Source organism: Aureibaculum algae (genome assembly GCF_006065315.1).
Lineage (GTDB): Bacteria > Bacteroidota > Bacteroidia > Flavobacteriales > Flavobacteriaceae > Aureibaculum > Aureibaculum algae.
The window spans coordinates 4,591,817-4,618,317 of sequence record NZ_CP040749.1 but is presented as its reverse complement, the minus strand read 5'-3'; the positions used below and the strand labels follow the sequence as shown (position 1 = coordinate 4,618,317).

The following is a 26,501-nucleotide window of genomic DNA, read 5'->3' as shown; positions in this document are numbered from 1 at the left end:
ATAAAATGAAAAAATCAATAGCAATTATTTGTGGTGGTGGTCCGGCTCCTGGTATAAATACGGTGATAAGCACATTAGCAAAAACGTTCTTAAAAGACGGCTATAAGGTTATAGGTGTGCATCATGGTTATCAGGGTATATTGTCTGAGAATCCTGAAGTAAAAGTTTTTGATTTTCATCATGCTGATCGTATTTTTAGTCGTGGTGGTTCTACTTTAATAATGAGTAGGTTCAAGCCTAAAGACAGCGATTTTAAAGCAGATTTTTTTGAAAAGAATAATGTAAAATTATTGGTTACTATTGGTGGTGATGATACTGCATCTACCGCCAATAGATTAACCAAATATCTTCAAACACAAAATTTAACAGTTGCTCATATTCACGTTCCTAAAACCATAGACAACGATTTACCACTACCTGATAGAAATCCAACATTTGGATTTCATACAGCGAAAGATGAAGGGGTACGGATTGGTAATACGGTTTATGAAGATGCTAGAACAAGTCAAAATTGGTTTGTACTTTCGGCAATGGGGCGTTCTGCAGGTCATTTGGCTTTTGGTATTGCTTCTGCATGCCACTTTCCAATGATGATTATTCCTGAAATGTTTAACAAAACAACTATTACATTCGATAAGATAATCAATATGATTATCTCATCAATTGTTAAATCTAAAATTAAGGGTGTTGAGTATGGTGTTGCATTGGTAAGCGAAGGTGTTTTTCATTTTATGGATGAAGAAGAAATTATAAATTCAGGAATTAACTTTACCTATGACGCTCATGGACATCCAGAATTGGGTAATGTGAGTAAGTCGCATATATTCAATTATTTATTACAAGTAAAACTGAAAGAAATTGGATTGGAAGTAAAGTCGAGACCTGTTGAACTGGGTTATGAATTAAGATGTTGTAATCCTATTGCATTTGATTTAACGCTGTGTACTCTATTGGGAATTGGCGTAAAAAAATTATTTGATCAGGGCATAACTGGTTGTATTGTAAGTGCAAACTCTAGAGGAGATATTACCCCATTATTTTTAAAAGATTTTGAGGATGAAAATGGTAAAATACCTCCAAGGTTGGTCAATATTGATTCTGATATGGCACAACTATTTATAAATAACCTTTTCTTTATTCATGAAAGGGATTATAAAAAAGCAAAAAAATATTTATCTAATCCAGAGGAATATGATTTCAAAAAATTATTAAACTGGATCTAAAATTAAAAATAATAAGATGGCACAATTTTCAAGATTAGAAGTAGCTCAAGCAATGAAAGAAACAGGAATGATTCCTTTATTTTTTCATAACGACATTGAGTTAAGTAAAAAAGTATTAAAAGCATGTTATGATGGTGGTGCAAGGCTTATGGAATTTACATCACGTGGTGATTTTGCCCATGAAGTTTTTGGTGAATTAACTAAATACGCTATTAAGGAACTTCCGGGAATGATAATGGGTGTAGGGTCAGTGACTGATGCTGGAGCCGCTTCTTTGTATATGCAATTAGGAGCTAATTTTATAGTTACTCCCGTTTTAAGAGAAGATATCGCGATTGTATGTAATAGAAGAAAAGTATTATGGTCACCAGGTTGTGGTACGTTAACTGAAATTACTCGAGCGGAAGAATTAGGTTGTGAGATTGTTAAATTATTCCCTGGCGATATTTACGGTCCTCAATTTGTTAAGGGTGTAAAAGGTCCTCAACCTTGGACCAGCGTTATGCCTACAGGTGGAGTGTCTCCAACGGAAGAGAACTTATCTGGATGGTTTAATGCGGGTGTTACTTGTGTTGGTATGGGGTCTCAGTTGATTTCAAAGGACATAATAGCAAATAAAGATTATGCTAAATTAGAAAAAGATGTAAAAGCTGCTTTAGCACTTATTAAAAAAATAAGAAAATAGTTTTATTTACCATAGATGGAACATAAAAGACCTCACGAGTTATATACTTGTGAGGTCTTTATTTTATTCTAATGTCCCATTTAAAGTTCCTTTTTTCGTAAAAGAGCTTCTAAGAAATAATAGTCGGCGTAATTTATAGGGACATCCATTTCATCATTTTTTGGGCCGTTTCCAGTGCTGTGATTTAGAATAAATGGAGCCTCGATATCTTTATCTAAAATATAATTAGGAGTCTGTAAATTAGCTAAAATTTTATTTGAAAAATTGAGATAGCCCTCATTCTTAGTGAAATTATACATTTCAAATAGGGCTGATGCAAAAATAGTTGCTGCAGAAACATCTCTAGGAACATTTGGTATATCAGGATGGTTAAAATCCCAATATGGGATACCATCTTCGGGTAAATTAGGATGTTCCATAAAAAACGTTGCTGTAGCTTCTGCTTGAGTCAAATAGGCTGGATCTTTAGTGTATCTGTAGGCCATAGTAAATCCATAAATTGCCCAACTTTGACCTCTTGCCCAAGAAGATTCATCGTTGAAACCTTGATGCGTAACTTTCATTTTTACATTGCCATTAATGGTATCATAAACAACCACGTGATTAACACTGTTATCGGCTCTAAATTGATTTTTTAAGGTAGTATTAGCGTGTTTTACGGCAATCTTGTGGTAAATGCTATCGCCAGACATTTTGGTGGCTTCAAATAGCAATTCTAAGTTCATCATATTATCTATGATTACGGGAAATTCCCAAATGTCTTTGTTGAAATCCCATGATCGTAATGCACCAACGTTTTTATTGAAGCGTGTTGCTAGTGTTTTAGCACTTGTAATTAGAATATCTTTATAATTCTCATTGTTGGTTACTTCATATCCTTCGCCAAAGCTGCAATACATTTTAAACCCCATATCATGAGTACCTGCATTAAATTTTTGGTCTTCCATAAAAGCAGTCCAATCATTTGCTTTTTCTTTATAGGTATTTTGATTTGTTAATTTAAAAAGTTGCCATAAGTTTCCGGGATAAAATCCGCTAGTCCAATCATTAGATTTCACGAGTCTAACTTCTTTGGAAGTTGCATCCATGCTTCTAGGAAATGCATCGTCTTTAACAGGGTAGTTTACTATTTTTTGATATCGTATGGTTAATAATGAATCTGTAGTTATCTGTTCATTATTTTTCTCTTTTGTGGCAGTTTTACAGGAGGTAAATAGTAGGGTTGTACAAATTAATAGTTTTATAATGATTAAAAAGTTAACTTTCTTTAGGGGCTTGTTCATATATTAATTGATTTATAAATAATTAGATTAAAGAGTTGACTTCATTAGAAATCTCAAATAAATGTAATTAAATTTTAGGCAATAAAAAAAGGCGTATTACTTTTTTCAAGTAAATACGCCTTTAATTCAACTAACTCAAATAATATATTTTATAAGCTTAATAACCTGGATTCTGAGTTAAGTTAGGATTTCTCTCTAACTCATCTTCAGGTAAGGGTAATAAATAATCATCTGCAGAAAAATCTGGTTTGGCTCCTTCTAAACCAGAAGCATCAAATACATTGTACGGTGCCCCTCCCATTTTTCTTCTAGCAATATCATACCATCTTATGCCTTCAAAAGCAAACTCTAATCTACGTTCTTCTAACACATCGGCAACAGTAACAGTTCCTGTAAGGTCTGCTGGTGTAGCACTAGGAGCAAAAGTGTATTCAGTATCTGCACCAGTTTTAGTGGCACCACCCATTCTTGCTCTTTCTCTTACCTTGTTGATATAGGTAAGTGCAGAGGCATTATCTCCTAATTCTACTGCAGCTTCTGCCGCAATCAATAGCACTTCTGCATATCGAATCATAGAATAATTATGACTTGTTGCTCTAGCATTTGCACGAGCAAAAGCACCAGGATAACGTGCGTATTTTCCAACATATGGATTGTTTTTTGCAAACTGATGTCCACTGATGTCAAATTGAGTATAAGGTACAATTGTACCATTTATAGAAGCTTCATCATCCATACTTACTGCTCTTCTATAATCGCCAGCATCCCAAGTAGTATAAACCTCTAGCGTAGGAACAGCAACTGACCATCCACCACCTAAATTTCTATCATCACCTCTAATACCTGCCATTGGAGCAATTTGATCATAAGCATTATCAGGAGCTTCAACATTATTATAATCCAATGCAAATATTGGTTCTTTTGAACCATCTATTACTTCGGCATTGAATAAATTTTGAAAATTTGAATCTAATGCTAAGTCATATGTACCTGCATTGTCAATTACTTCTTTTGCTTCGTCATAAGCTTTTTGCCAATTTTCCATTGTTAAATACACTAAAGCTAAATAAGAACTCGCTGCTGCTTTAGAAGGTGTTGCTCTTGATGCTTGTGTATTTGGTAACCACGTTTTTGCATATTCTAAATCTGCAATAATATTCGCATAAACTTCAGCTTTAGGTGTTCTACTTAAAGAAGTTGCTGCGTCTACATCCGTTATTGGTGCGTCAATGTAAGGTACATCTCCAAATAATCTAACTAAATGAAAATAGTAAAATGCTCTTGAAAAATAAGCTTGTGCAGTTATTGGATTTTTAATCTCATCAGCTACATCTACATCTTCAGCTCCTGCGATGGCTTGATTAGCGGCAGCAATTCCTTCATAAGTTTTTGGCCAAAATTCACTAATCATTCCATTACTACCTAAAGTAGTGAACTCATTCATCTCAACTCTTCTTGTTTCGTTAGAAGCAAGACTTACCATATCAGATCTTAACATTAAAGCTATAGAGAGTTTTCTTCCCCAAAATTTTTCATTAATAGCATGTGTTAAAGAACCATCTACGGCTGTTTGTATGTTCGTTGTGTTTTTAAAGAAACCATCTGGAGCTAATAACCCTACAGGCTCTTCTTCTAAGTCTGAGCAACTTATTATTGATAGACCTATCAATAAGAATAAATATTTATATGTTTTCATATTATATATTGTTTTTTGAGTTATAATTAAAATTTAATATTAAGACTAAAATTAAAAGACTTAACTGTTGGATAATTCCCAAAATCAAACCCTTGAGCCGTATTCTGCGATGTGTTGTTATTTCCACCTCTACCAAAGTAGCTCACTTCTGGGTCTAAGCCTGAATAATTTGTGAAAGTCAATAAGTTTTGTGCACTGAAAGACAATCTTATATTTTCCATTCCTAATTTTTCTATAACATCTGAAGGTAAATTATAACCTACTGCTATATTTTTTAATCTAACATAACTTCCGTCCTCAACAAATCGAGAAGAAATTTCTCTATTACTATTATTTCCAACGCGAGGAGTATTAGTGTCAGTATTAGAAGATGTCCATGCACTATTAAAATAGTCTCTAGTCGTATTTGCATCTCCGTTAGTCAACTGTACATTAGTCATGTTAAAAATATCTCCACCTTGTGAACCTTGGAAAAAGATACTTAAATCAAAGTTTTTATACGTAAAGTTATTTGTGATACCAAAAGTGTAGTCAGCATTAGGGTTACCAATAGTTGTTCTATCAGCTTCAGTAATGTCACCACTATTATCAATATCTTTAAATAATGGGTCACCTGCTACACCACCTGATAAGGTAGCTGTGCCTGCTGGTAATGATCCACCTTGAAAAACACCTGCGTAGTCATACCCCCAGAAAAGTCCAACTTCTTCACCAACTCTTAAAACATAACTTCTGTCATGGCTAAAATAACTTGGAGCAGCATTGTAAAATAAATCTGCATTGTTAACTAATTTTACCACTTCGTTTTTATTAGTTGCCCAATTAAAATCTGTAGTCCATCTAAAATTATCAGTAGCTATATTTCTAGTGCTTAAGGCAATTTCAAATCCTTTATTATTAATCTGACCTACATTTGCTAAAATATCATCACCTGTATATCCTAAATATTCAGTTATACTATTGTCTGTTAAAATTAAATCTTTAGTGTCAATATTATAATAATCTAACGAAAGTGTAATTCTGTTATTTAATAAACCTAAGTCTATACCTAAATTCGTTTGGTAAGAAGATTCCCATTTTAAATCTGGGTTTTCAGGTTGCTCTGGAGTAATAGCTGATACTGTTTCACCATTGCTAGAAGCATAAAGTGTTTCAAATCTAGCTAAAGATTCGTAAGCACCGATAGATGGGTTACCTGTAACACCATAACTAGCTCTTAATTTTAAATTAGAAATAGTTTCACTATCTTTTAAAAAGTTTTCATTCGACATTTTCCAACCTAAAGCTGCTGAAGGGAAGATTGCATATTTTTCATTAGCTGCAAAATTAGAAGCTCCATCTCTTCTTACAGTAGCTGTTAGTAAATATTTATCATCATAATCATAGTTAACCCTACCGAATTGAGATTGAATTTCTACTGTTGAAATTGAAGAATCAGGTTGTAATACATTTGTAGCAGAACCTAGACCGTAGTAAGAAAAAGCATCTGTAATAAACCCTGTTGCTTCTGAATAAAAATTTTCTGAAACAGTTTTTTGATAAGAGTAACCAGCTAATAAAGTTAAATTTCCTTTTCCTAACTCTGTATTATAGGTCAAGTAGTTTTCACTCAATACACTCGTTTTTTTATCAGTTTCAACTATAGCTCTTCCGCCGTCTCCTCCTGCAGTCTGTGTCAATACTCTTGGTAAGTAAATTCCATTAGTTTGATTATCTGTACTAAAGCCAAATGTAGTCTTAAAAGTAAGATTTTCTATAATATCATAATTTGCATAAAAATTCGCTCTAAAGTTATCTGCTTTAGTTTCGTCTATTCTTTCTTTAGCAATAGCATATGGATTATCAACTGGATCTCCTACAGTATTACCAAAGTTATAACTACCATCATCATTATAAACTGGTTGGTCTGGTGCATATCTCATTGCTAACGTAATGATATCATCTCCACCCGCAGATACAGAACCATCAGATTTCGTAGAAGCTCCATTTTTCGTTGCTCTGTTGCCTGAAAGATTCATACCTAGTTTTAACTTATCTGTAACTTGTGCATCAATATTTGATAAGAATGATAATTTGGTATAATCAGAATTAATTATAATACCATCTTGTTTAAAATAATTTGTAGAAGCGTAAAAGTTTATTTTATCACTACCACCTGAAAATGAAAGTTGATGGTTTTGAGTACTACCCGTTGTATAAATTAAGTCTTGCCAATCAGTGTCAGCAGTACCTTGTGGGTAACTAGAAGAAACACCATTATTAGTTCTTATTTGATTTTGATAATCTGCAAATTCATTTGCATTTAATAAGTCTAAACTGTTTGAAGTATTTTGAATAGCATAAGTAGTGTTAAACTCAACATTTAATCTACCGCTTTTACCTTTTTTAGTAGTAACTAATACAACACCATTTGAACCTCTAGAACCATATATGGCAGTTGCAGATGCATCTTTCAATACTTCCATAGATTCAATGTCGTTCGCTTGTGGCATCGATGCACCAACAAAACCGTCTACAACAATAAGAGGAGAACTACTTGCATTAATAGAAGTGTTTCCTCTAATTTTTATGTTGATAGGAGCTCCAGGCTCACCACCATTATTAGATTGTACAACTACACCAGCAGCACGACCTTGAAGTGCTTGTTCTGCACTTGCTACAGGAAAAGCTGTTAATTCTTCAGACTTCACTGAAGATACAGCTCCTGTTATGTCACTTTTTTTACGAGTACCATATCCAACAACTACAACTTCTTCTAAATCATTTGCATCTGTTTGTAAAATAACGTTAATTTCATTTTTAGCACCAACAGGTACTTCTTGGCTTACAAAACCAATAAAGCTATAAATAAGTACTGCATCATCACCCGGTACGTCTATTGTATATATACCATCAAAATCTGTTGAAGTTCCAGTTGTACTTCCTTTCACGGAAATATTAACTCCTGGTAAAGGCATTCCGTCATCACCGGCGGTTACCTTACCAGTAACACTTTTTTGTTGGGCATTTGCCATTGCTGCTGTAAAAAGCAGGAATGTTAAAAAGTAAGCCCTCACTAATTTTACTTTGTTTTTCATCATAATTATTTAACTTAAGTTAGTATTTTATAATTTTTAAATAATGCATTTATTGTAAAGTATTTTTTAGTTTGAAGGTTGTTCCAAATCAAAATAATATTGTGGCTTTACATTAGGTATACATTAACCTTTTAAATAGATTAGTTTTTTAATAGTGTCATTAAAATTGCAAAGAACTAAAATTGGTTTGCCAGATTGGTTTACCAAATTGGTTTGCCAAATATATTCTTTTTAATTAGTAATACAAAATAATTTCAATATTTATTTTGTATACCAATTTAAAAAGGTTAATCGTTGAGAAAAGAAAGATTAGGGCAACAAAATATCTTAACTTGTTTTATATACAGTTTGTATAAGCTTAATAATTAAGCAATAAGAGTCCAGGGTTGTTTTTATCTAGTTTGGTTTTAATTTTAATAAATACAATTATCGCGATGCATTTTAGATTTTTTAGAATCAATCGTATTAAGTTAACTGTATTTGAGGATGAAAATTTGGAAATGAAATATTGGTTAATAACCTAAAGATGGAGCGTTAATTACAATGAATGAAGATGCTTCATTAATAGCTGAAGTATTTAGAATTTTTAAATTTAAATGTAAACTTTTATATCCAACTATTAATAGCCACCTGCAATATCTCGTGTTAATTCTATAGCAGATTTTCTCATATTATTAATTATGGGATATAGTTTCCAATTATTTTTATCAGTTTGCTCTAAATGCCAATCCCTTTCGGGTTTTACAAGTAGTTTTTTAATATTACGAGGAAATGCGTTTGCTGCTCTTGCATTTTCCCAAGTTCTAATCACCTTGAATATGGCATCTTTTTGAGGACAGCTTTCCACATCTTTCTGATTTAAACGTAAACTATAAGTCATTCCAATTCCCACTGAAATAGCTTGAATATGCTCATATTGTTCTACAGTAGAAGTGGCAGTGATTGGGAAATTACCTCCAACTCCAACTGGAAAATAATTGGCATAGGTAACATCTCTAAGATCTTTGCCTTGGCTCGTGGTACTTCCCCATTCTCTAGTTTCTAGATCATAGAGATTTTTTCCTCCTCCTACATTCCAAATACTTTGATAATGCCAAGACCCTTCGGACAATGTGGCTCCTGTAAATCGGATGGACGGAATACCGTACTCATCAGCTTTCTCAAACATTTTTCTAAAAAAACGTTTTGCCGAATAATAGCCATGACCGTTATTAAATAAAAATTCTTGTCCATCAAAATCGTAATAGCCCAAACCATTTATATAAGCCACATCTGCATAGTATTCAGCAATTAAATCTTGGAGTTCCATATTTGGAATTAATCCATCATAACCATAATTAATGGTTACTTGCAGTTTGTAAATGGTATCGTTGGTTTCATGTGTTGTAGGTGTGGTTTTCCAATAACCACGTTCAACGTTTAAAAGGCGAAAGGGTTCTTCTTCAGAAACACCCAAGTAATGAATAAGCTCCTTACCAATTTTTATAATATTTAGTGATTTAGCGTGGCCTTCCCAACTACCAATCTCTTCCATATACTTTGGATCATCTACAATAATTATGGTGTCGGTTTTGCTTATACTTTTTACTAATAGGCGTTTTTGCTGAGCATGTAAACTGTCGCTAGGAATGGGACTTGCATCTTTGGTGCCTGGAGCTAAGGCGTTTGTTATTGGGGTTCTTCCAATAGTAATTCCTTGTTTTGCTGCCATATCTGAAAATTCTCTATGTGACAGGTTGCCAGAAGTTAATTTTAAAGGTTTTTTTTCGAAATTCTTTCCATCTAAATATCCATCGTTTCCACGGTCTGGTCGTATGAAGCCTTGGTCGTACAAACTAATGGTTTTAAAACCTAACCTTGAAGTGTAGGAAATAATACTATCGTACAATCCGCCGCTAGTAAGTACATCAGGCACAAAGGCTGCCGGATCTTTAACCCATTTTCCATTTATTGTGGGGTAGGGTAGATCTTCAGCTTTTACAATATGCTGAATAACTTCTTTTAAGGCTATGCTATCCGGACTTCCCCATAAAGCAACGGATGATTGGATAAAATCTACACCGGGCAGTGGCTGTACCTCCAAATGATTTGGAATGTTAGCAGGCATGTTGGGAATCAATGAAAAAAACACTTCTCTTTTTTTTGTTCTGTCTCTAGAGTTGTATACAATTGATATTCTTCCTTTATCATCAACTTCCGCTGTATTACCATATACAATTCTATAATAGGGCTCTTTGTGAGCATAAAAAGCAACATCACTAATTCCATTTCCACCTAAGGTAAAAACCTGACCTTCATGCAAGTCATCAGGTAAAGGATATTGAAGAGAATCTGGAGAATGAATTATATATTGAAAAGGTGCGGCATCGCCAATGGTCTTAGAATTTCCTCCTAGGGTATTGTCATTAAGTGCCAGCATACCTAAGGAATAATTAACAGTTTCGCTAGTATCACGAGCAACTCCAATAATCTCACCAAAAAGATTGGTAATATTGGTGTGAATTGCACCCCATTGCACCCCTTCAATATCATTCCGTTCCGTTAAAGAAGCAAGTGTGAATTTAAGATATTTGTCCTTGGGTTCAATACTAATTTCTGCAACAGAATTATTACTATAGGTAAGTTTTAATATTTTATCAGATGCCATATAGTCCGCACTGATAGGTTCTAACATGCTATCTAATTTACTATTATACAAAGACAATAATGGAGATGGTTTGTTTAGTGGGCTTAATTCTCGTGGATGTTCTTTTGTAATATCCTTTATGCTGTAAATAAATCCATGATTGTCAATGCTAATATCCAAATATTGTGTTTTGAAGTTAATTGGAGCATTAGTACAACTCAAAATGACTAAGGAAACTGCTGTTAAGAGCGAGGTAATTTTATTCTTTATCAAAATGTGGCTCATCTTTTTTAATTGAAAATGGTATTAATCAGGTGTAATAAAAATGATTGTATTTATCATTTTTTAGATTTCTTTTATGATTTTAGGTACTTTAAAATATTTAAACCTAATCTTAAAATAGTATCTCTGAGAAAAATATATTTATCTTCATATTTAACTTAAAATCAAAAATACGAAAACAAGTTCGATAATTTTTCTGCCAAAGTTGTTAAAACTTCTCTTAGGTAAAATAGCAATATATATTTTTTTAGAAGGGGTGAAAAAAGGAAAGTAGAGTTTTCAATTTTAATTGAATTTGCTTGATTAGGAGGCATGTATGAATATGGTATCACTCTTAATTTAATAAAAATTACTTTTACTAATAAATTTTGTTGATACAAGTAAAAAGAGAAGACTTCTACTTAATAATTAGCTGTATTTGAAAAATTACAATTATATTACTTTTGTGATCTTAACAGGATTATAACATGACTCTCAATAAACGCTCTGTTATAAATATAAAACTGTAACGCGAAGCATTATCGCTTTTATTTTTTTGATTTTGAAGTCATATTTCAATAGTTTCAAAATAAAAAAACCTGTAATTGAAAAATTACGGGTTTTTAACTTAAAGTGACCTCGACAGGATTACTCCCTGCGGTCATGATCCTACAGAGCTCCGCTTTGAAAACAAAAATCCGAACTTATAAATTCAAGCTTACTTGATATAGTGTTCTTATTTTCTGTTTGTGAGTTTATTTAGGATTACACTCTGTGGTCTAGATTTACAAAGCTCCGCTTTGAAAATATTATAAACAAAAAAACGCTCAAGTGAACTTGGCGTTTTTTCTTATTTTAATATTTATTCGTGACCTCGACAGGATTACTCCCTGCGGTCATGATCCTACAGAGCTCCGCTTTGAAAATATTGTCTAGTCCTAAATAACCGATACAGATTATTAAAGGATTAAATTTATAACTTAAAGCTTAACGACACTAATATCGTTAAGCTTTTTTGATTTATACTGTTTTCTTTTGAGTTTATTTTGCTTGTGCATTTCTGTTGGTGTTAACATATAGTTTGATAAATGCGGTCTAAGGTTGTTATATATTTTGATTGCATTAGTAATTAATTTACTCTTGAGATGAATATTTTCAATATTTTTAGCAATACTGAATTCTTGTTTTAATATACCATTAACTCTTTCTGCGATTGCATTTTCATAAGGATCATATTTTTCGGTCATACTAGCTTTTATATTATTAATCTCTAACAATTCTTGATAGTCATTAGAGCAGTATTGTAATCCTCTATCTGAGTGATGGATTAGCGGCTTTTCTCTGTAGTGTCTATTTTCTAGAGCCATCTCTAAGGCTTGTAATGAGCCTTCTACCGCAAGACTATTAGAAAGATTATATCCAACTATTTTTTTTGAATAAGCATCAGTAACCAATGCTAGGTACGATGGATTGTTTCTTGTTCCAACATAGGTAATGTCACTAACCCAGATCTGTTCTGGTCTGTTTATCTCCATAGTACTTACAATATTTTTATGCTTTCTAAATCTATGATGAGAATCAGTTGTTATATGATAGTTTCTTTTAGGTTTTATAAGCATATGATTTGCTTTAAGTATTCTAAATAGTTTGTCTCTTCCTACATTCAATATCAACAACTCCGATTTGAGTATGTGATATAATTTTCTTGTGCCTAGTTTAGGCATCACGTTACGGATTGCACGCACTAAAGCAATTACCTTTTGTGCAATAGATTGTCTGTAAGCTCTTGATTTAAGTGCTCTATAATAAACCTGTCTATTAAGCCCAAGTAAGTTACAGGTAGAAACTATTGTTTCTTTGTGTTCTTCTTTGAAGTTTTCGATAACTCGGGCGTGTAGTTTTTTCTTATTTGAATATCATATTCTTTCTCTGCCATATCTACCAACATATCGAAGATAATTACTTTCTTATCTGCTCGCTCAGCTAAGTGTTCTGCTCGTGCCTTTTGCTTCTCAAGAAGTTTTACTTTTGCTTCTAATTCGATAATCCTCTGTTCTGGTGTCTTTGTCATAGTGGTAACGGATAGGTTTTCCCAATCAAATGTACCATATTTTCTTAACCATTGTGTGATTGTAGATCTCGCTTGAATTCCATATTTAAGATGGGCATCTAATCTATTAAGTTGGCCAGATTCAATTTCATCAACCAATTGAAGTTTGAAAGAAAGCGAATAATCTTTTTGGCTACGCTTTACGTAACCCGTCTTTGCTATTGTTTTCATTACACTAAAGTTTTAGTGTATCGCTATTTCAGGACGGGACATATTATAAACAAAAAAACGCTCAAGTGAACTTGGCGTTTTTTCTTATTTTAATATTTATTCGTGACCTCGACAGGATTCAAACCTGTAATCTCTTGAGCCGTAATCAAGTGCATTATTCAGTTATGCTACGAGGCCAATTTTTTATTTGGAGTGCAAATATATTCCTTTTTTAAGATAATAAAAGAATAAGTGTAAGAAATTTATATTCCCATATCTTTTTTGAAACTTTCAAGAATAGGTTTCGCCTTATCAAAATCTTCTTGATAGATAAATAATTGTACTTGAGAGGGTGAACCACCATAAAAACCAGAACGTAATCCTGATTGAAAATTATTTTTTACCAATGAGGGTATTTTTTGATCGTCCAAGTCTAATTGTAAACGTTGTATTTCAATTAAAGAGCCTGTAAAAAATTTAATATGTTTAGAATTGTCGTCCATGATATATAGTTTTATATAAAGATACAAAAACTTAGTTGGAATCTAAACTGTTTTTAGTAACATAATATCGCCAGCCAATTAAAGCTAATTGCAATTTACTTGCTTTGCTCAAGTCAACCTCCTTTTTAGATAGACTAGGTAATAATAATTTGTTCAATTTCGCAACTATTTTGAAAATAAGTTTTTTCATAATTCAAAATTAGACAAAAAAAGCTCTCTTATATAAGAGAGCTTCATAATTAAGAAGTAATTTGGGTTATTCCTATTTTAAGGTAATTTCAATTACTCCATTTTTGGCTTTTTTCCCATATTTTTTTTTGGCATTCTTCCCCTTTAATACATTTATACTTTTTATAGAACTTGGGTTAATTTTTTCTAATTCAGATTTTGTAATCTCTTTATTTCCAACAAATAACAATGGAGAGTCTTTTTTGTTTAGTACAACAGTACCACTTCCTTCTATAAGAATATTTTCACCTTTATTATCAATTGTTGATACTGATTTATCTGATCCATCATCGAAGGTTATGTTGTAGTTTTGGTTATTATCAGAATTTTCAATTACTGTTTTTCTTTTATTGTCTTGTGAGTTGAAATTACTTTTTGAAGTAATTTCAACTACTCCATTTTTACCCTTTGATCCATACTGGGTTTCAGCAGACTTATCTTTCAATACGTTAATGCTTTCAATATTGTTAGTGTTTAGATTGTCCATTTCTTTTTTAGAAATCTCTGTGCCATCTAGGATAATTAATGGGTCTTTACCTTGTAACGATATCGTACTATTATTTTTTGTTTTGGTATTTATTTCCACAACTCCATTTTTACCTTTTTCTCCATATTTTTCGGTGGCGTTACTATTTTTTAATACATTAACTGACTCTATTTTTTCTGGGTCAATTATTTCAGACATTTCCTTAGAAATTTCTTTTCCGTTAACTATATATAAAGGGTCTATTGGGTTGTTTTGTTCATAATTATCGTTTGTTCTAACCGCCGTTAGAGAATAATTTTTAGAGTTGTCTGAATCTTGGCCGCCTGACGTTGTTGTTTGTGTTGTAGATTTCGTACTGCTAATTGTACCTAATTTGGTTTTTCCTTCACTTTGAATGCTTACCGTATTTGAATTTTGATTATATATAATATGAATTGGTTTAATGGCTTCATTAACATTATCAAAACTTGCCGAACTTTTCATGATTGTGTTCTCTTTCATAGATTCAAGAGTAATATCAATAGCTCTAATTTCATTTTCCGAGTTCCGTTTTGTTTTGTATGAAAACTCAACTTCTTGTTTTTGGAAGACATCTTTAACTTCTGAAAGTGTTAATTCTGATGTGTTTTTATCAATAGTTACTCCTGCAGAAACTGTCCATTGAGATTGTTTTTTATCTTTTTCTTGTGCAATGGTTTTGGTATTAAAAGCAAATAGAAAAACTGCCAACAGAGGTGTGACTAAGATATATTTTAAATAATTTATTCTTTTTGATTTTGATTTGTTTAACATAACTATCCGTTTTTTTATTAATGAGTTGTAAAAATTATTAGTAATAGCTTCGTAATGATAAGTACTACTTGCTTTAAGTAAAGTAAATTGATATTGCTTTAAATTGAATCTTTGTCCGCTTACTGATGTGTCTGCCAAAAACTCTAAATTTTGCTGTGTCGCGTTTTTGTAGCCCCATGCAAAAGGATTGAACCAAAAAATAATTTGTAAGAAATATGTCAGTAAAGTATCAATGGAGTGCCATTGCTTTGCGTGTGTTTTTTCGTGTGTAATAATCTGATTGAGTTCGTTTTTAGTAAATTGGCTTGGGTTGTAAATGATATATTTAAAAAATGAAAATGGAGAGATATCCTTGCCTGTTTCAACCAATTTATAGTTGCCGTCATTAATTATTTTATGGCTTGAAATTAATTTGCCTAAAGAAAGTAACTGTATCATAAATTTAATTGTAAAAAAAGCAACGCCAACGAAGTAAATAACAGTAAACAGTTCTAGCAAGTCAATTGGTTGTTCAATAGGCGTGTTAATTATTGTTGCACCCTCTATTATAGAATAATTAATATTCGAAACCGTTTTTTCAATATAGATTGGAATTTCAATTAAGGGAATGGAAAGTACAAATAGCAATCCAACCAAAAAATACAATCTTATCGAATTAAAAAAGGTTTCGTTTTTAAGAAATAAGTAATAAAATACAATCCATAAAATAACAATTCCATTAGCTTTTAAAAAGTAGTCCATAATGTTAGTCTTTTTTGGATTCAATAATTTTTATGATTTCTCGCAATTCATCAGCACTAATTTTTTCTTCATTTGCAAAAAAGGAGACCACATTTTTATAAGAATTTCCAAAATAATTATCAATAGCATTAGAAAAATAACCTTTTCTATAGTTATCTTTTGATATTTTCGGATAATACCTATGTGTGTTACCAAAAGCTTCATGTGCAATAAACCCTTTTTCTTCCATTTTTCGGATTACCGTAGAAACCGTATTGTAATGGGGTTTAGGTTCAGGCATCTCAGCTACGAGTTCTTTGACAAAAGCTTTTTTTAGCTTCCATAAAATTTGCATCAATTCTTCTTCTTTGGTTGTAAGTTTGTCCATTTAGCTAAATATTTCTACAAACATAAACTATTTTTTTAGTTAAATAACTATAAAAGTAGTTAATTAAGATTTATTTAACCACTTACTAATTATTCAACTTAATTTATCAAATCAAATAGTATATTTGCGGAAACAAGATTTATGAGCATTTTTTATTTAATTGCAGGATTAATTTTATTAGTAATTGGTGGTGAGTTTTTGGTAAGGTCTTCGGTAGGACTTTCATTTAAATTGAAGCTCTCCAAACTAGTTATTGGTATGACCGTCGTTTCTTTTGCTACATCTGCTCCAGAATTATTGGTGAGTTTACAGGCAGCCTTAGATGGCCATCCAGATTTGTCTTTAAGTAATGTGGTCGGTTCTAATATTGCCAATATAGCTTTAGTTTTAGGTATAACTGCCATTATTTCCCCTTTAACGGTCGATAAAGATTTTTATAAAATGAATTGGCCAATGATGGTTATTTCATCATTGGCACTTTACTTTTTTCTAATAAATGATAACGTTTTAACCCAGATTGAAGGTGGAATTTTGTTCGTTTCATTAATAGCTTTTATTTATTTTATGATTAAATTATCAAGAAAGGATAATAAAAATATTGCTGTTGAAGAGGTGGATGAATCACTTAGTGAAACATCAGGATTCAAAATAGTTTTATGGTTACTCATTGGAGGTACGGCATTGTATTTTGGATCAGAATTGTTAGTGAAAGGGGCTGTTGATATTGCAACAAAATTAGGTGTAAGTGAAAGAGTAATAGGTGTTAGTATGGTCGCTTTAGGAACAAGCGTTCCTGAATTAGCCGCTTCAGTAATAGCCGCTCTTCGAAAAGAAAAAGCAATTTCAATAGGAAATTTAATCGGTTCTAATATTTTTAACATAGCATCTGTGTTGGGCTTAACTGCAATAATTACACCAATACATGTTAATGATACGGCACTTTTATCAAATGATATTGTTTGGATGTTAGCGATAGCAGTGTTGTTATTACCATTGGTGTTTATACCCAAAAAATTGGAAATTTCTAGATATAAAGGCTTGGTGCTTTTATTGATATATCTAACTTTTATTTACCTTTCCTTTGCTGCTTCCTAAAAATAATTCTCATTTTGGAGAGATGTTGTCTGAGGTATAAAAGTCTGTATACAAAAAAAACACCGCAATTGCGGTGTTTTTTTTTATAACTAAAAGTTAGATAAATTATTTTATTGGTTTAACCGTTTCAATAATTCTTGCAGCAACTTTGTATGGGTCAGCGTTTGAAGATGGACGACGGTCTTCTAACCATCCTTTGTATCCATTTTCTACAACGATAATTGGAATTCGAATAGAGGCACCTCTATCTGAAACTCCCCAAGAGAAATCGTTGATTGAAGCTGTCTCATGCTTACCAGTTAAACGTTGATCATTAAATTCTCCATAAATAGAAATATGTTCTTTTACAAGTGGACGGAAAGCTTCACATATTTCAATATATTTATCTTTAGAACCACAAGTCCTTAAGATTGAATTAGAAAAATTAGCGTGCATTCCAGATCCATTCCAGTCTGTATCTCCTAATGGTTTTGGATGGTACTCAATGTACATTCCTTTACCCTCAGTTAAACGATCTAGTAGATATCTAGAAACCCAGATTTCATCTCCTGCTTTCTTAGCTCCTTTTGCAAACAATTGGTATTCCCATTGTCCAGAGGCAACTTCTTGGTTAATACCTTCAAAGTTTAAGCCAGCATCGATACATAAATTAGCGTGCTCTTCAACTAAATCACGTCCGTGAGTATGTAATCCACCAACTGAACAGTAGTACATTCCTTGTGGAGCTGGGTAACCACCTCTTGGAAAACCTAAAGGTAATCCAGTGCTCGTATTCATAATAAAGTATTCTTGTTCAAATCCGAACCAGAAATCATTATCATCATCTTTAATAGTAGCACGGGCATTAGACTCATGAGGAGTTCCATCAGCGTTCATAACCTCATTCATCACTAAATAACCGTTAATACGTGTTGGGTCTGGGTAAATTGCAACTGGCTTTAAAATACAGTCAGAAGATCCACCTGAAGCTTGTTTAGTAGATGAACCATCAAAAGACCAATTTCCTATTTCTTCAAGAGTTCCTTTGAAATTTTCATGTTCTTCTACTTTGGTTTTACTTCTCATGTTTTGTGTTGGAAAGTAACCATCCAACCAAATGTATTCTAATTTTATTTTTGCCATAATTTATAAGTATTTTAAGTTTTAAAATATTAAGACAAAAATAAATATTTATAAAGTACTATGGAAATTTGCGGATTGAAAATCGACATTAATAGTATATTTTTACAGATACCCCGATTTTTTTAGGGGGGTAGGTTAAAAATATATAAAAAAATCCCTATAAAATTGAGAAATATTTATAATAAGTTTCAGTGAAATTCGCTAGTTTTGTTTAAACTAAATAATTATATATCATGGCAATATTAAGATTCAATGCTTTAAAAGAAGCATTAAACAGAAAACCTGTAGAAGTTGATGAAAGTATAAGACGTTCTAAGTTATTTGGCGAAAACGTTTTTAATGAAACTACGATGCGTCAGTATTTGACGAAAGAAGCCTATAATGGAGTGATGAGTGCTATTCAAGAGGGTACAAAAATAGATAGAAAAATTGCTGATCAAGTAGCTTCTTCAATGAAAGATTGGGCTTTGTCTAAAGGAGTAACGCATTATACTCACTGGTTTCAACCATTAACTGGAGGTACTGCTGAGAAACATGATGCCTTTTTTGAAACTATTGGCAACGGATTAGCTATTGAGAAATTTGGCGGTTCTGAACTTGTTCAACAAGAACCAGATGCTTCTAGTTTTCCTAATGGTGGTATTAGAAATACTTTTGAAGCGAGAGGTTATACCGCTTGGGATCCTACTTCTCCTGCCTTTATTTTTGGTACAACACTTTCTATTCCTACTATCTTTGTTGCTTATACAGGTGAAGCCTTAGATAATAAAACACCATTATTAAGAGCGTTACAGGCCGTGGATAAATCAGCTACTGCAGTTTGTAAATATTTTGATAAAAATGTAAAAAAAGTGACTGCCTCTTTAGGGTGGGAGCAAGAGTATTTTTTAATTGATAAATCATTAGCTACCTCAAGACCGGATATTATTTTAACAGGTCGTACGCTGTTAGGGCATTCTCCTGCTAAGGGGCAACAATTAGATGATCACTATTTTGGGTCAATTCCAACAAGAGCACTAAACTATATGCGTGATTTGGAAACGGAATGTATGTTGTTAGGTATTCCAGTTAAAACACGTCACAACGAAGTTGCACCAAATCAATTTGAATTGGCACCTATTTATGAAGAGTCTAATTTAGCAGTTGATCATAATTCGTTATTAATGGACGTTATGGGTAAAGTGGCTTCTCGTCATCAGTTAAAAGTGTTGTTTCATGAAAAGCCATTTGCTGGTGTAAACGGTTCAGGTAAACACAATAACTGGTCTTTATCTACAGATACTGGAATTAATTTATTGGGTCCAGGTAAAACACCAATGAGTAACTTACAATTTTTAACCTTCTTTATCAATACCATAAAAGCGGTTTATGATAATGAAGAATTGCTTAGAGCAGCAATTGCTTCTGCAAGTAATGACCACAGGTTAGGTGCAAATGAAGCTCCACCAGCAATTATTTCTGTATTTATAGGAGAGCAATTGACCAAAGTATTACAAGAGTTAGAGGGTGTTACCAATGGTAAGCTTTCGCCTCAAGAAAAAACAGATTTAAAACTCAATGTTGTTGGTAAAATTCCAGATGTATTGTTAGATAATACAGATAGAAATAGAACTTCCCCTTTTGCTTTTACAGGTAATAAATTTGAATTTAGAGCCGTTGGTTCTACGGCCAATTGTGCGATTCCAATGACTGTTTTAAATACTATAGTTGCCAAGCAATTAAAAGATTTTAAAATAGAGGTTGACGCTTTAATTAAAAAGAAAGATCTAAAGAAAGACGAAGCTATATTTAATGTGTTAAGAGAATATATAAAATCTTCTAAGAAAATTTTATTTGAAGGAAATGGTTACGGTGTAGAATGGGAAAAAGAAGCTAAGAAAAGAGGTCTAAGTAATAATAAAACAACACCAGAAGCTTTAAAAGCTCAAATCTCTAAAAAAACATTAGCACTGTATGAAGAAATGGAGGTAATGAGTAAGGTAGAGGTAGAGGCAAGACATGAAATAGAATTGGAAGAATACACAATGCATATTCAAATTGAGGGCAGAGTGTTGGGTGATATTGCTAGAAATCATGTAATACCAACAGCTGTAAGATATCAAAATATGTTAATAGAGAATGTAAAAGGATTAAAAGAAATCTTTGAACAGGACTATAAAAAAGAAGCTGGTGAGCAAATTAAACTTATTAGAGAAATATCAGAGCATATATCGGAAATTAATTCTAAGATTAATGCAATGGTTGAAGAGCGTAAGAAAGCTAACAAATTAGAAGGGCAAAAAGCTGCTGAAGCTTATTGTAATAAGGTTAAGCCTTATTTTGATGACATAAGATACCATTGTGATAAATTAGAAATTATGATTGATGATGAACTTTGGACTTTAACTAAGTATAGAGAAATGCTTTTTACACGTTAAGAAATTAAATAGAATTAGTACAATAAATCCCGCCTTGAGCGGGATTTATTATGTTATTAAAAAAAATTATGCAAGATTTTAATTGATTACTTTAATCACTTTGGTAACAAGAGTTACAGTATGTAAAACAATTTTATACTTACATTTGCAATCTTAAACTTAAAAATAGAAATATGGGATTATTTAATTTATTTGGATCAGGAGGCAATAATAATATAGAAGAATACCTTGAAAAAGGAGCAGTGGTTATTGATGTGAGAACGGTTGCAGAATACAGTGAAGGTCATGTTGAAGGTTCAAAGAACATTGTTTTAGATACTATACAAAATCATATAGATGAAATTAAAGCCTTAAATAAACCGGTAATTACGTGTTGTAGAAGTGGTGCAAGAAGTGGAAGTGCTGAAAGTATTTTAAAACAACACGGTATAGATTGTATTAATGGTGGTCCTTGGCAAAACGTGGACAAACACATGTAGATTAAAAAATAATCTTTGGGTGGTTTTCTTTAAAGCTTTTTAATTTTTTTGAAGTAGCATCAAGAAATTTTTGATGGCTTTCACTTTGTGGATGTATAGGCCTATGTGCTAAGTCTTTTTGTAATTGATTTACTTTAGACATTATTTTAATAGTGTCCTCAGACATAAAAGAGTCTGTAAATTTTTCCCAAATATAATTGATAGCCAGCTTATTAGGGTGCACCATATCTTGTTTGTAAAAACGATAATCACGTAAATCATCCATCATTATTTCATAAGCTGGAAAATAGGCTACATTATTGCTGTTTATTACGTTGTGAATGGCAGTCAACAAATGAGCTTTACTTTGCTGATTTTCAATAAATCCATCCTTCAAATGACGGACAGGACTTACCGTAAAGGTGACGGAAGCCTTTATGTTTACCGTTTTTACCTGTTCAAGTAATGAAACCAAACTTTTTTCAATTTCTGCAACGGTTAGCAACTCTTTTTTAAATGCTACTTGTGGTATTTTATGACAGTTTGCTACAATGGTATTTGATTCTAAATGTCGATAGGCCCAAGCTGTACCAAGTGTAATAAAAATATGAGTCGCTGATTTGAGAGCCTCATAAAAATCGAATACATTTTTGTTTTTTTTTGATACATCAGGTGCAGGTTCTGAAAACTTAGAATGGTGCTTAAAACTATGCCATAAACCATCATGAAAAACAAGATCATCTTTGGTGTATTCTCGCTTGTTAACCGCATCTTTTATCGTATTTTCAATAGAAACTGGATTAAACAAAATACCATTTGGGTTTACAGATGTATTGAACTTATAATAATTCAATTGTTCACCTATATTATCTGAAAAACACGAGCCAATTAGAATGATATTGCTATCATATGTAATCGGGTTGCGTTGTTTTTTAATAGGTATTTCCGTTTTTAGTTTCATTGATTGGTGTTAAGAATAAAATACAGATTGCCTTGAATATTTCTAATACGGAAATTCCATTAATCTTTGTCATTCCGAGGTGCAAGCAATATTACGAATTGTCACCATGATTTTGATAGGCTTTTCCTTTATCGAAATGATAGTTTTATCAATTAAACAAATTAAGGATTAGCAAATACATCAACTTAATTACAAATATCCTTTTGCTTTCTCTAACGCTTCTTTAATTCCAGAGGGGTTTTTACCGCCAGCTGTTGCAAAGAAAGCTTGGCCCCCACCGCCACCTTGTATTAGTTTGCCCAATTCACGTACAATGTTTCCGGCATGTAACTTATCGTTAGCAATGTTTTTGGAAATATAAATAGTTAAAATGGCTTTACCATCAATATTGGATCCTGCAATAAAGAATAAGTCTTTAATTTCACCTCCTAACTGAAAGGCCAAATCTTTTACACTATTGGCATCTAAACTCACTTCCGCACTTATAAAGTTTACACCATTTATTTGTTGAACTTTATCTTTTAATTCATCTTTTAGATTGGAGGCTTTATCTTTTAAAAAACCTTCAATTTGTTTTTTCAAATTAGCGTTTTCCTCTTGTAAGTTTTCTATAGCCTTTACAGGTTCTTTCGGGTTTTTTAAAACATGTTTTATAGCTTCATAATTCTCATCTATCTCTACAAAGTAATCACCAACAGCAGTATTGGTAATTGCTTCAATTCGTCTAATGCCCGCGGCAACAGCACTTTCAGATTTTATTTTAAAATACCAGATTTCGCCAGTGTGCTGAACGTGAGTACCACCACACAGCTCAATAGATTTTCCGAATCTAATAGCTCTAACACTATCACCATACTTTTCGCCAAATAAAGCCATGGCACCTTCGTCAATAGCTTCTTGCATTGGTACGTTGCGTTTTTCAATCAATGGTAAGTTTTCTCGAATACGAGCATTTACAAAGTCTTCAATTTCTTGAAGTTGTTGAGGTTCAACTTTTGCGAAATGAGAGAAATCAAAACGTAGTGATTTCGGTTTTACTAAAGAGCCTTTTTGTTCCACATGATTTCCTAATACTTTCCGTAATGCTTGGTGCAGCAAATGTGTCGCAGTATGATTACTAGCTGACAATTTTCGTTGTTCTTTATTTACTACAGCGTTAAATATTTCGGTTGTATTTTTTGGTAAATGCTTTGTGTAATGAACTATTAGATTGTTCTCTTTTTTAGTGTCTAAAACATAAATAACGTCACCGTTGTTCATTTCAAGATGCCCTTTATCACCAACTTGACCGCCACCTTCTGGGTAGAAAGGGGTCATGTTAAATACCAATTGATACATTTCGCCATCTTTTTTGGTAATAACTTTCCTGTATTGGGTAATTTTAACCTTAGCATTCAAGTTGTCATATCCAATAAATTCCTCTTCTTCGTCTTCAACTAAAACATTCCAATCAGAAGTTTCCACAGCGGAAGCTGCCTTAGAACGTTCTTTTTGTTTTTGCATATGTGTATTGAACCCTTCTTCATCAACTGTATATCCTTTTTCTTTTGCAATAAGTTGTGTTAAATCAAAAGGGAAGCCATACGTATCATACAGTTCGAAAACTTTTCCTCCAGAAATGTTCTTGTCTTTCGTATTATCTATAATCCTATCTAACAATAACAGCCCTTGGTCTAACGCTCGTAAAAAAGAATGTTCTTCTTCTTTAATTACGTTGTGTATTAATACTTCCTGATTTTTTATTTCAGGAAATACGTCGCCCATTTGATTGGACAAGGTTTTCGTTAACTTATAGATAAACGGTTCTTTTTGGTCGAGAAAAGTAAATCCATATCGAATTGCTCTACGTAAAATACGTCTAATTACATAACCTGCACCAGTATTACTTGGTAATTGGCCATCTGAGATTGAGAAAGCAACAGCACGTAAATGGTCAACAATTACTCTTATAGCAATATCTGTTTCATTGTCTTTACCATAATTGTGATTTGTAATGGTTTCTACTTCGCTAATAAGTGGTGTAAAAACATCAGTATCATAATTAGAAGTTACGCCTTGTAATGCCATACATAGACGTTCAAACCCCATGCCTGTATCAATATGTTTTGCAGATAAATCGACTAAGGAACCGTCTGCTTTTCTATTGTACTGCATAAAAACCAGATTCCATATTTCAACCACTTGAGGGTGATCTTTGTTTACTAAATCTTTACCTGAAGTTTTAGCTTTTTCTTCTTCAGTTCTTAAATCTACATGTATTTCTGAGCAAGGTCCACAGGGGCCTTGAGCACCCATTTCCCAAAAATTATCTTTTTTATTACCATTGATAATTCTATCTTCATCAATGTGACTTTTCCAAAAATCATAAGCTTCTTGATCAAAATCTAAATGATCTTGCTTATCTCCTACAAAAACGGTGACATATAATTTTGATTTATCAATTTTATAGACTTCCGTTAATAACTCCCAAGCCCAATCAATAGCCTCTTTTTTGAAATAATCACCAAAACTCCAATTGCCTAACATCTCAAATAAGGTGTGGTGATAGGTGTCAATACCAACTTCTTCTAGGTCGTTATGTTTACCTGATACTCGTAAACATTTTTGGGTGTCAGCGATTCTTTTATTTTTTATCGTTTTTTGTCCTAAAAAATATTCTTTAAAAGGAACCATACCTGCATTGTTAAACATTAATGTAGGATCATTCTTTAAAACTAAAGGAGCCGATGGCACTATTTTGTGTTGCTTATCTTTAAAAAAATCTAAAAATTGTTGTCTGATTTTTTGTGAAGTCATATTGTACTGATTATAAACTAAAAAAATTAAGTACTTTTCATTTGCAAAACATTTTGTAACTTTGTTTGTTAAGCAATTCTAAAGTACATTTTAAATGCTACAAAAATAGCATATTTTAATCTATGGCTAAAGTAAAATATTATTACGATTCAGATACACTATCTTATAAAAAAGTGGTGTTACGTAAACGCGATAAATTTAAAAAATTCCTAGTGTTTTTTTTAGGTGCAATTTCTTTTGGCTTAATCTTTATGTTTATTTCCTTTCAGTTTGTAGAATCTCCCAAAGAAAAAGCCCAAAAGCGTGAATTAGAAAATTTAAAATTACGTTACGGATTGTTGGATAAGAAGATGGCTCAAATTGAAAATGTCTTAGATGGTATCCAACATAGAGATAATGATATTTATAGGTTGTATTTTGAAGCGAACCCAATACCAGATGAACAAAGAAAAGCTGGATTTGGAGGAGTGAACAGATATAAATCTTTAGAGGGTTTTGAAAATTCTGAAATGATAATTGATGTTAGTAAGAAAATGGATATTCTTTCAAAGCAACTTTATATTCAATCAAAATCTTTAGACGAAATAATTAATTTAGCTGAAGATAAGGAAAAATTATTGGCTTCAATTCCGGCAATTCAGCCTGTTAATAATGAAGATTTAACGCGTATGGCTTCTGGCTATGGATGGCGTTCAGATCCATTTACAAAGGCGAGAAAAATGCATAAGGGTATGGATTTTACAGCACCTACAGGTACACCAATTTATGCCTCTGGAAATGGAAAAATTTATAGGGCTGATAATAGAGCTTCTGGTTTTGGTGAGCATATTGAAATAGATCATGGGTATGGTTATAAAACAATTTACGCTCACTTGAGTAAATACAATGTAAAACAAGGTCAAACAGTTAAACGTGGTGATCTTATTGGGTTTGTTGGTAATACAGGTAGGTCTTCAGGACCACATTTGCATTATGAAGTGCATAAAAATGGAAAGCCAATCAATCCAATTAATTTCTATTATGGTAACTTAACACCTGACGAGTTTGAAGAAATGTTAAAAATTGCTGCTCAAGAAGGACAATCATTTGATTAATGGATATAAATTTACCTGATAAAAGATATTATAAAATTGGCGAAGTAGCCACAGCATTTAATGTAAATGCTTCCTTGATTCGTTTTTGGGATAAGGAATTTGATGTTATTAAGCCTAAAAAGAATAATAAGGGTAACAGAATGTTTACGCCTGATGATATTAAAAATATTCAAATGATTTATCATTTGGTAAAAGAAAGAGGTTTTACATTAGATGGTGCTCGTAAAAAATTAAAATCGAAACCTGAAGAAATAAAAGATAATTTCGACATTATTGCTCGTTTAGAATCCATCAAAGGAGAACTTCTAAAAATTAAAAATCAACTCTAA

The 26,501-nt window shown here is 32.3% G+C and carries 20 protein-coding genes and 1 tRNA gene; 7 read left to right on the top strand and 14 right to left on the bottom strand.

Annotated elements, in window-relative coordinates; all coding sequences use genetic code 11:
* Positions 1-5 precede the first annotated feature (5 nt).
* A complete protein-coding gene (locus tag FF125_RS19585; protein WP_138951626.1) occupies positions 6-1,223 on the top strand; it encodes a 6-phosphofructokinase in 1,218 nt (405 codons plus the stop codon).
* Positions 1,224-1,239: 16 nt separating this feature from the next.
* Positions 1,240-1,908, top strand: coding sequence for a bifunctional 4-hydroxy-2-oxoglutarate aldolase/2-dehydro-3-deoxy-phosphogluconate aldolase (locus tag FF125_RS19580; protein WP_117879751.1), 669 nt, complete (start codon positions 1,240-1,242; stop codon positions 1,906-1,908).
* A gap of 80 nt (positions 1,909-1,988) precedes the next feature.
* Here FF125_RS19580 and FF125_RS19575 read toward each other — a convergent pair whose 3' ends face one another.
* The 11 genes from FF125_RS19575 to FF125_RS19530 all read right to left on the bottom strand — a co-directional run bounded on the left by FF125_RS19575 (position 1,989) and on the right by FF125_RS19530 (position 16,229).
* Entirely contained in the window at positions 1,989-3,191 is a 1,203-nt protein-coding gene (locus FF125_RS19575; protein ID WP_138951624.1) for a glycoside hydrolase family 88 protein, read from the bottom strand.
* A 157-nt stretch (positions 3,192-3,348) separates the two neighbouring features.
* Positions 3,349-4,887 (bottom strand): RagB/SusD family nutrient uptake outer membrane protein, encoded by a 1,539-nt coding sequence (locus FF125_RS19570; RefSeq protein ID WP_138951622.1) that lies wholly within the window; start codon positions 4,885-4,887, stop codon positions 3,349-3,351.
* 26 nt (positions 4,888-4,913) lie between these two features.
* Positions 4,914-7,967: a SusC/RagA family TonB-linked outer membrane protein gene (locus tag FF125_RS19565; RefSeq protein WP_250629635.1), complete on the bottom strand. Its 3,054-nt coding sequence runs from the start codon at positions 7,965-7,967 to the stop codon at positions 4,914-4,916.
* Between the two features lie 616 nt (positions 7,968-8,583).
* Positions 8,584-10,875 carry a hypothetical protein gene (locus FF125_RS19560; RefSeq protein WP_138951621.1) on the bottom strand — a complete coding sequence of 764 codons (2,292 nt, stop codon included), beginning with the start codon at positions 10,873-10,875 and terminating at the stop codon, positions 8,584-8,586.
* Positions 10,876-11,831: 956 nt separating this feature from the next.
* The gene (locus tag FF125_RS19555) at positions 11,832-12,701 is read right to left on the bottom strand and encodes an IS3 family transposase (RefSeq protein WP_250629744.1); all 870 of its coding nucleotides are present in this window, start codon (positions 12,699-12,701) and stop codon (positions 11,832-11,834) included.
* The gene (locus tag FF125_RS22185) at positions 12,698-13,132 is read right to left on the bottom strand and encodes a hypothetical protein (protein WP_250629634.1); all 435 of its coding nucleotides are present in this window, start codon (positions 13,130-13,132) and stop codon (positions 12,698-12,700) included. Before FF125_RS22185 ends, FF125_RS19555 begins: the two co-directional genes overlap by 4 nt.
* 103 nt (positions 13,133-13,235) lie before the next feature.
* A tRNA-Arg gene (locus FF125_RS19550) sits at positions 13,236-13,309 on the bottom strand.
* A gap of 65 nt (positions 13,310-13,374) precedes the next feature.
* Complete coding sequence (locus FF125_RS19545; RefSeq protein WP_138951619.1) at positions 13,375-13,614, bottom strand: putative signal transducing protein; 240 nt, start codon at positions 13,612-13,614, stop codon at positions 13,375-13,377.
* Between the two features lie 31 nt (positions 13,615-13,645).
* Positions 13,646-13,804 (bottom strand): SsrA-binding protein, encoded by a 159-nt coding sequence (locus FF125_RS19540; RefSeq protein ID WP_138951617.1) that lies wholly within the window; start codon positions 13,802-13,804, stop codon positions 13,646-13,648.
* 72 nt (positions 13,805-13,876) lie between these two features.
* Positions 13,877-15,862 carry a M56 family metallopeptidase gene (locus FF125_RS19535; RefSeq protein WP_138951615.1) on the bottom strand — a complete coding sequence of 662 codons (1,986 nt, stop codon included), beginning with the start codon at positions 15,860-15,862 and terminating at the stop codon, positions 13,877-13,879.
* Positions 15,863-15,866: 4 nt separating this feature from the next.
* Positions 15,867-16,229, bottom strand: a complete 363-nt coding sequence (locus FF125_RS19530; RefSeq protein WP_138951613.1) for a BlaI/MecI/CopY family transcriptional regulator — start codon at positions 16,227-16,229, stop codon at positions 15,867-15,869.
* A gap of 141 nt (positions 16,230-16,370) precedes the next feature.
* Here FF125_RS19530 and FF125_RS19525 point away from each other — a divergent pair, with 141 nt between their 5' ends.
* Complete coding sequence (locus FF125_RS19525) at positions 16,371-17,324, top strand: calcium/sodium antiporter (protein WP_138951611.1); 954 nt, start codon at positions 16,371-16,373, stop codon at positions 17,322-17,324.
* A 105-nt stretch (positions 17,325-17,429) separates the two neighbouring features.
* Here FF125_RS19525 and FF125_RS19520 read toward each other — a convergent pair whose 3' ends face one another.
* A complete protein-coding gene (locus FF125_RS19520) occupies positions 17,430-18,446 on the bottom strand; it encodes a glutamine synthetase beta-grasp domain-containing protein (RefSeq protein ID WP_138951609.1) in 1,017 nt (338 codons plus the stop codon).
* A 233-nt stretch (positions 18,447-18,679) separates the two neighbouring features.
* Here FF125_RS19520 and FF125_RS19515 point away from each other — a divergent pair, with 233 nt between their 5' ends.
* Positions 18,680-20,863, top strand: coding sequence for a glutamine synthetase III family protein (locus FF125_RS19515; protein WP_138951607.1), 2,184 nt, complete (start codon positions 18,680-18,682; stop codon positions 20,861-20,863).
* Between the two features lie 173 nt (positions 20,864-21,036).
* A complete protein-coding gene (locus FF125_RS19510; protein ID WP_138951606.1) occupies positions 21,037-21,342 on the top strand; it encodes a rhodanese-like domain-containing protein in 306 nt (101 codons plus the stop codon).
* Position 21,343: 1 nt separating this feature from the next.
* Here FF125_RS19510 and FF125_RS19505 read toward each other — a convergent pair whose 3' ends face one another.
* Both FF125_RS19505 and alaS read right to left on the bottom strand, forming a co-directional pair.
* On the bottom strand, positions 21,344-22,282 hold the full coding sequence (locus FF125_RS19505; RefSeq protein WP_138951604.1) for a GSCFA domain-containing protein: 939 nt from the start codon (positions 22,280-22,282) through the stop codon (positions 21,344-21,346).
* 189 nt (positions 22,283-22,471) lie between these two features.
* Positions 22,472-25,078, bottom strand: a complete 2,607-nt coding sequence (gene alaS / locus FF125_RS19500) for an alanine--tRNA ligase (RefSeq protein ID WP_138951602.1) — start codon at positions 25,076-25,078, stop codon at positions 22,472-22,474.
* A 122-nt stretch (positions 25,079-25,200) separates the two neighbouring features.
* On the opposite strand from alaS, the gene FF125_RS19495 reads away from it, so the two are divergent.
* Positions 25,201-26,172, top strand: coding sequence for a M23 family metallopeptidase (locus FF125_RS19495; RefSeq protein WP_138951600.1), 972 nt, complete (start codon positions 25,201-25,203; stop codon positions 26,170-26,172).
* Positions 26,172-26,501, top strand: coding sequence for a MerR family transcriptional regulator (locus FF125_RS19490; protein ID WP_138951598.1), 330 nt, complete (start codon positions 26,172-26,174; stop codon positions 26,499-26,501). Before FF125_RS19495 ends, FF125_RS19490 begins: the two co-directional genes overlap by 1 nt.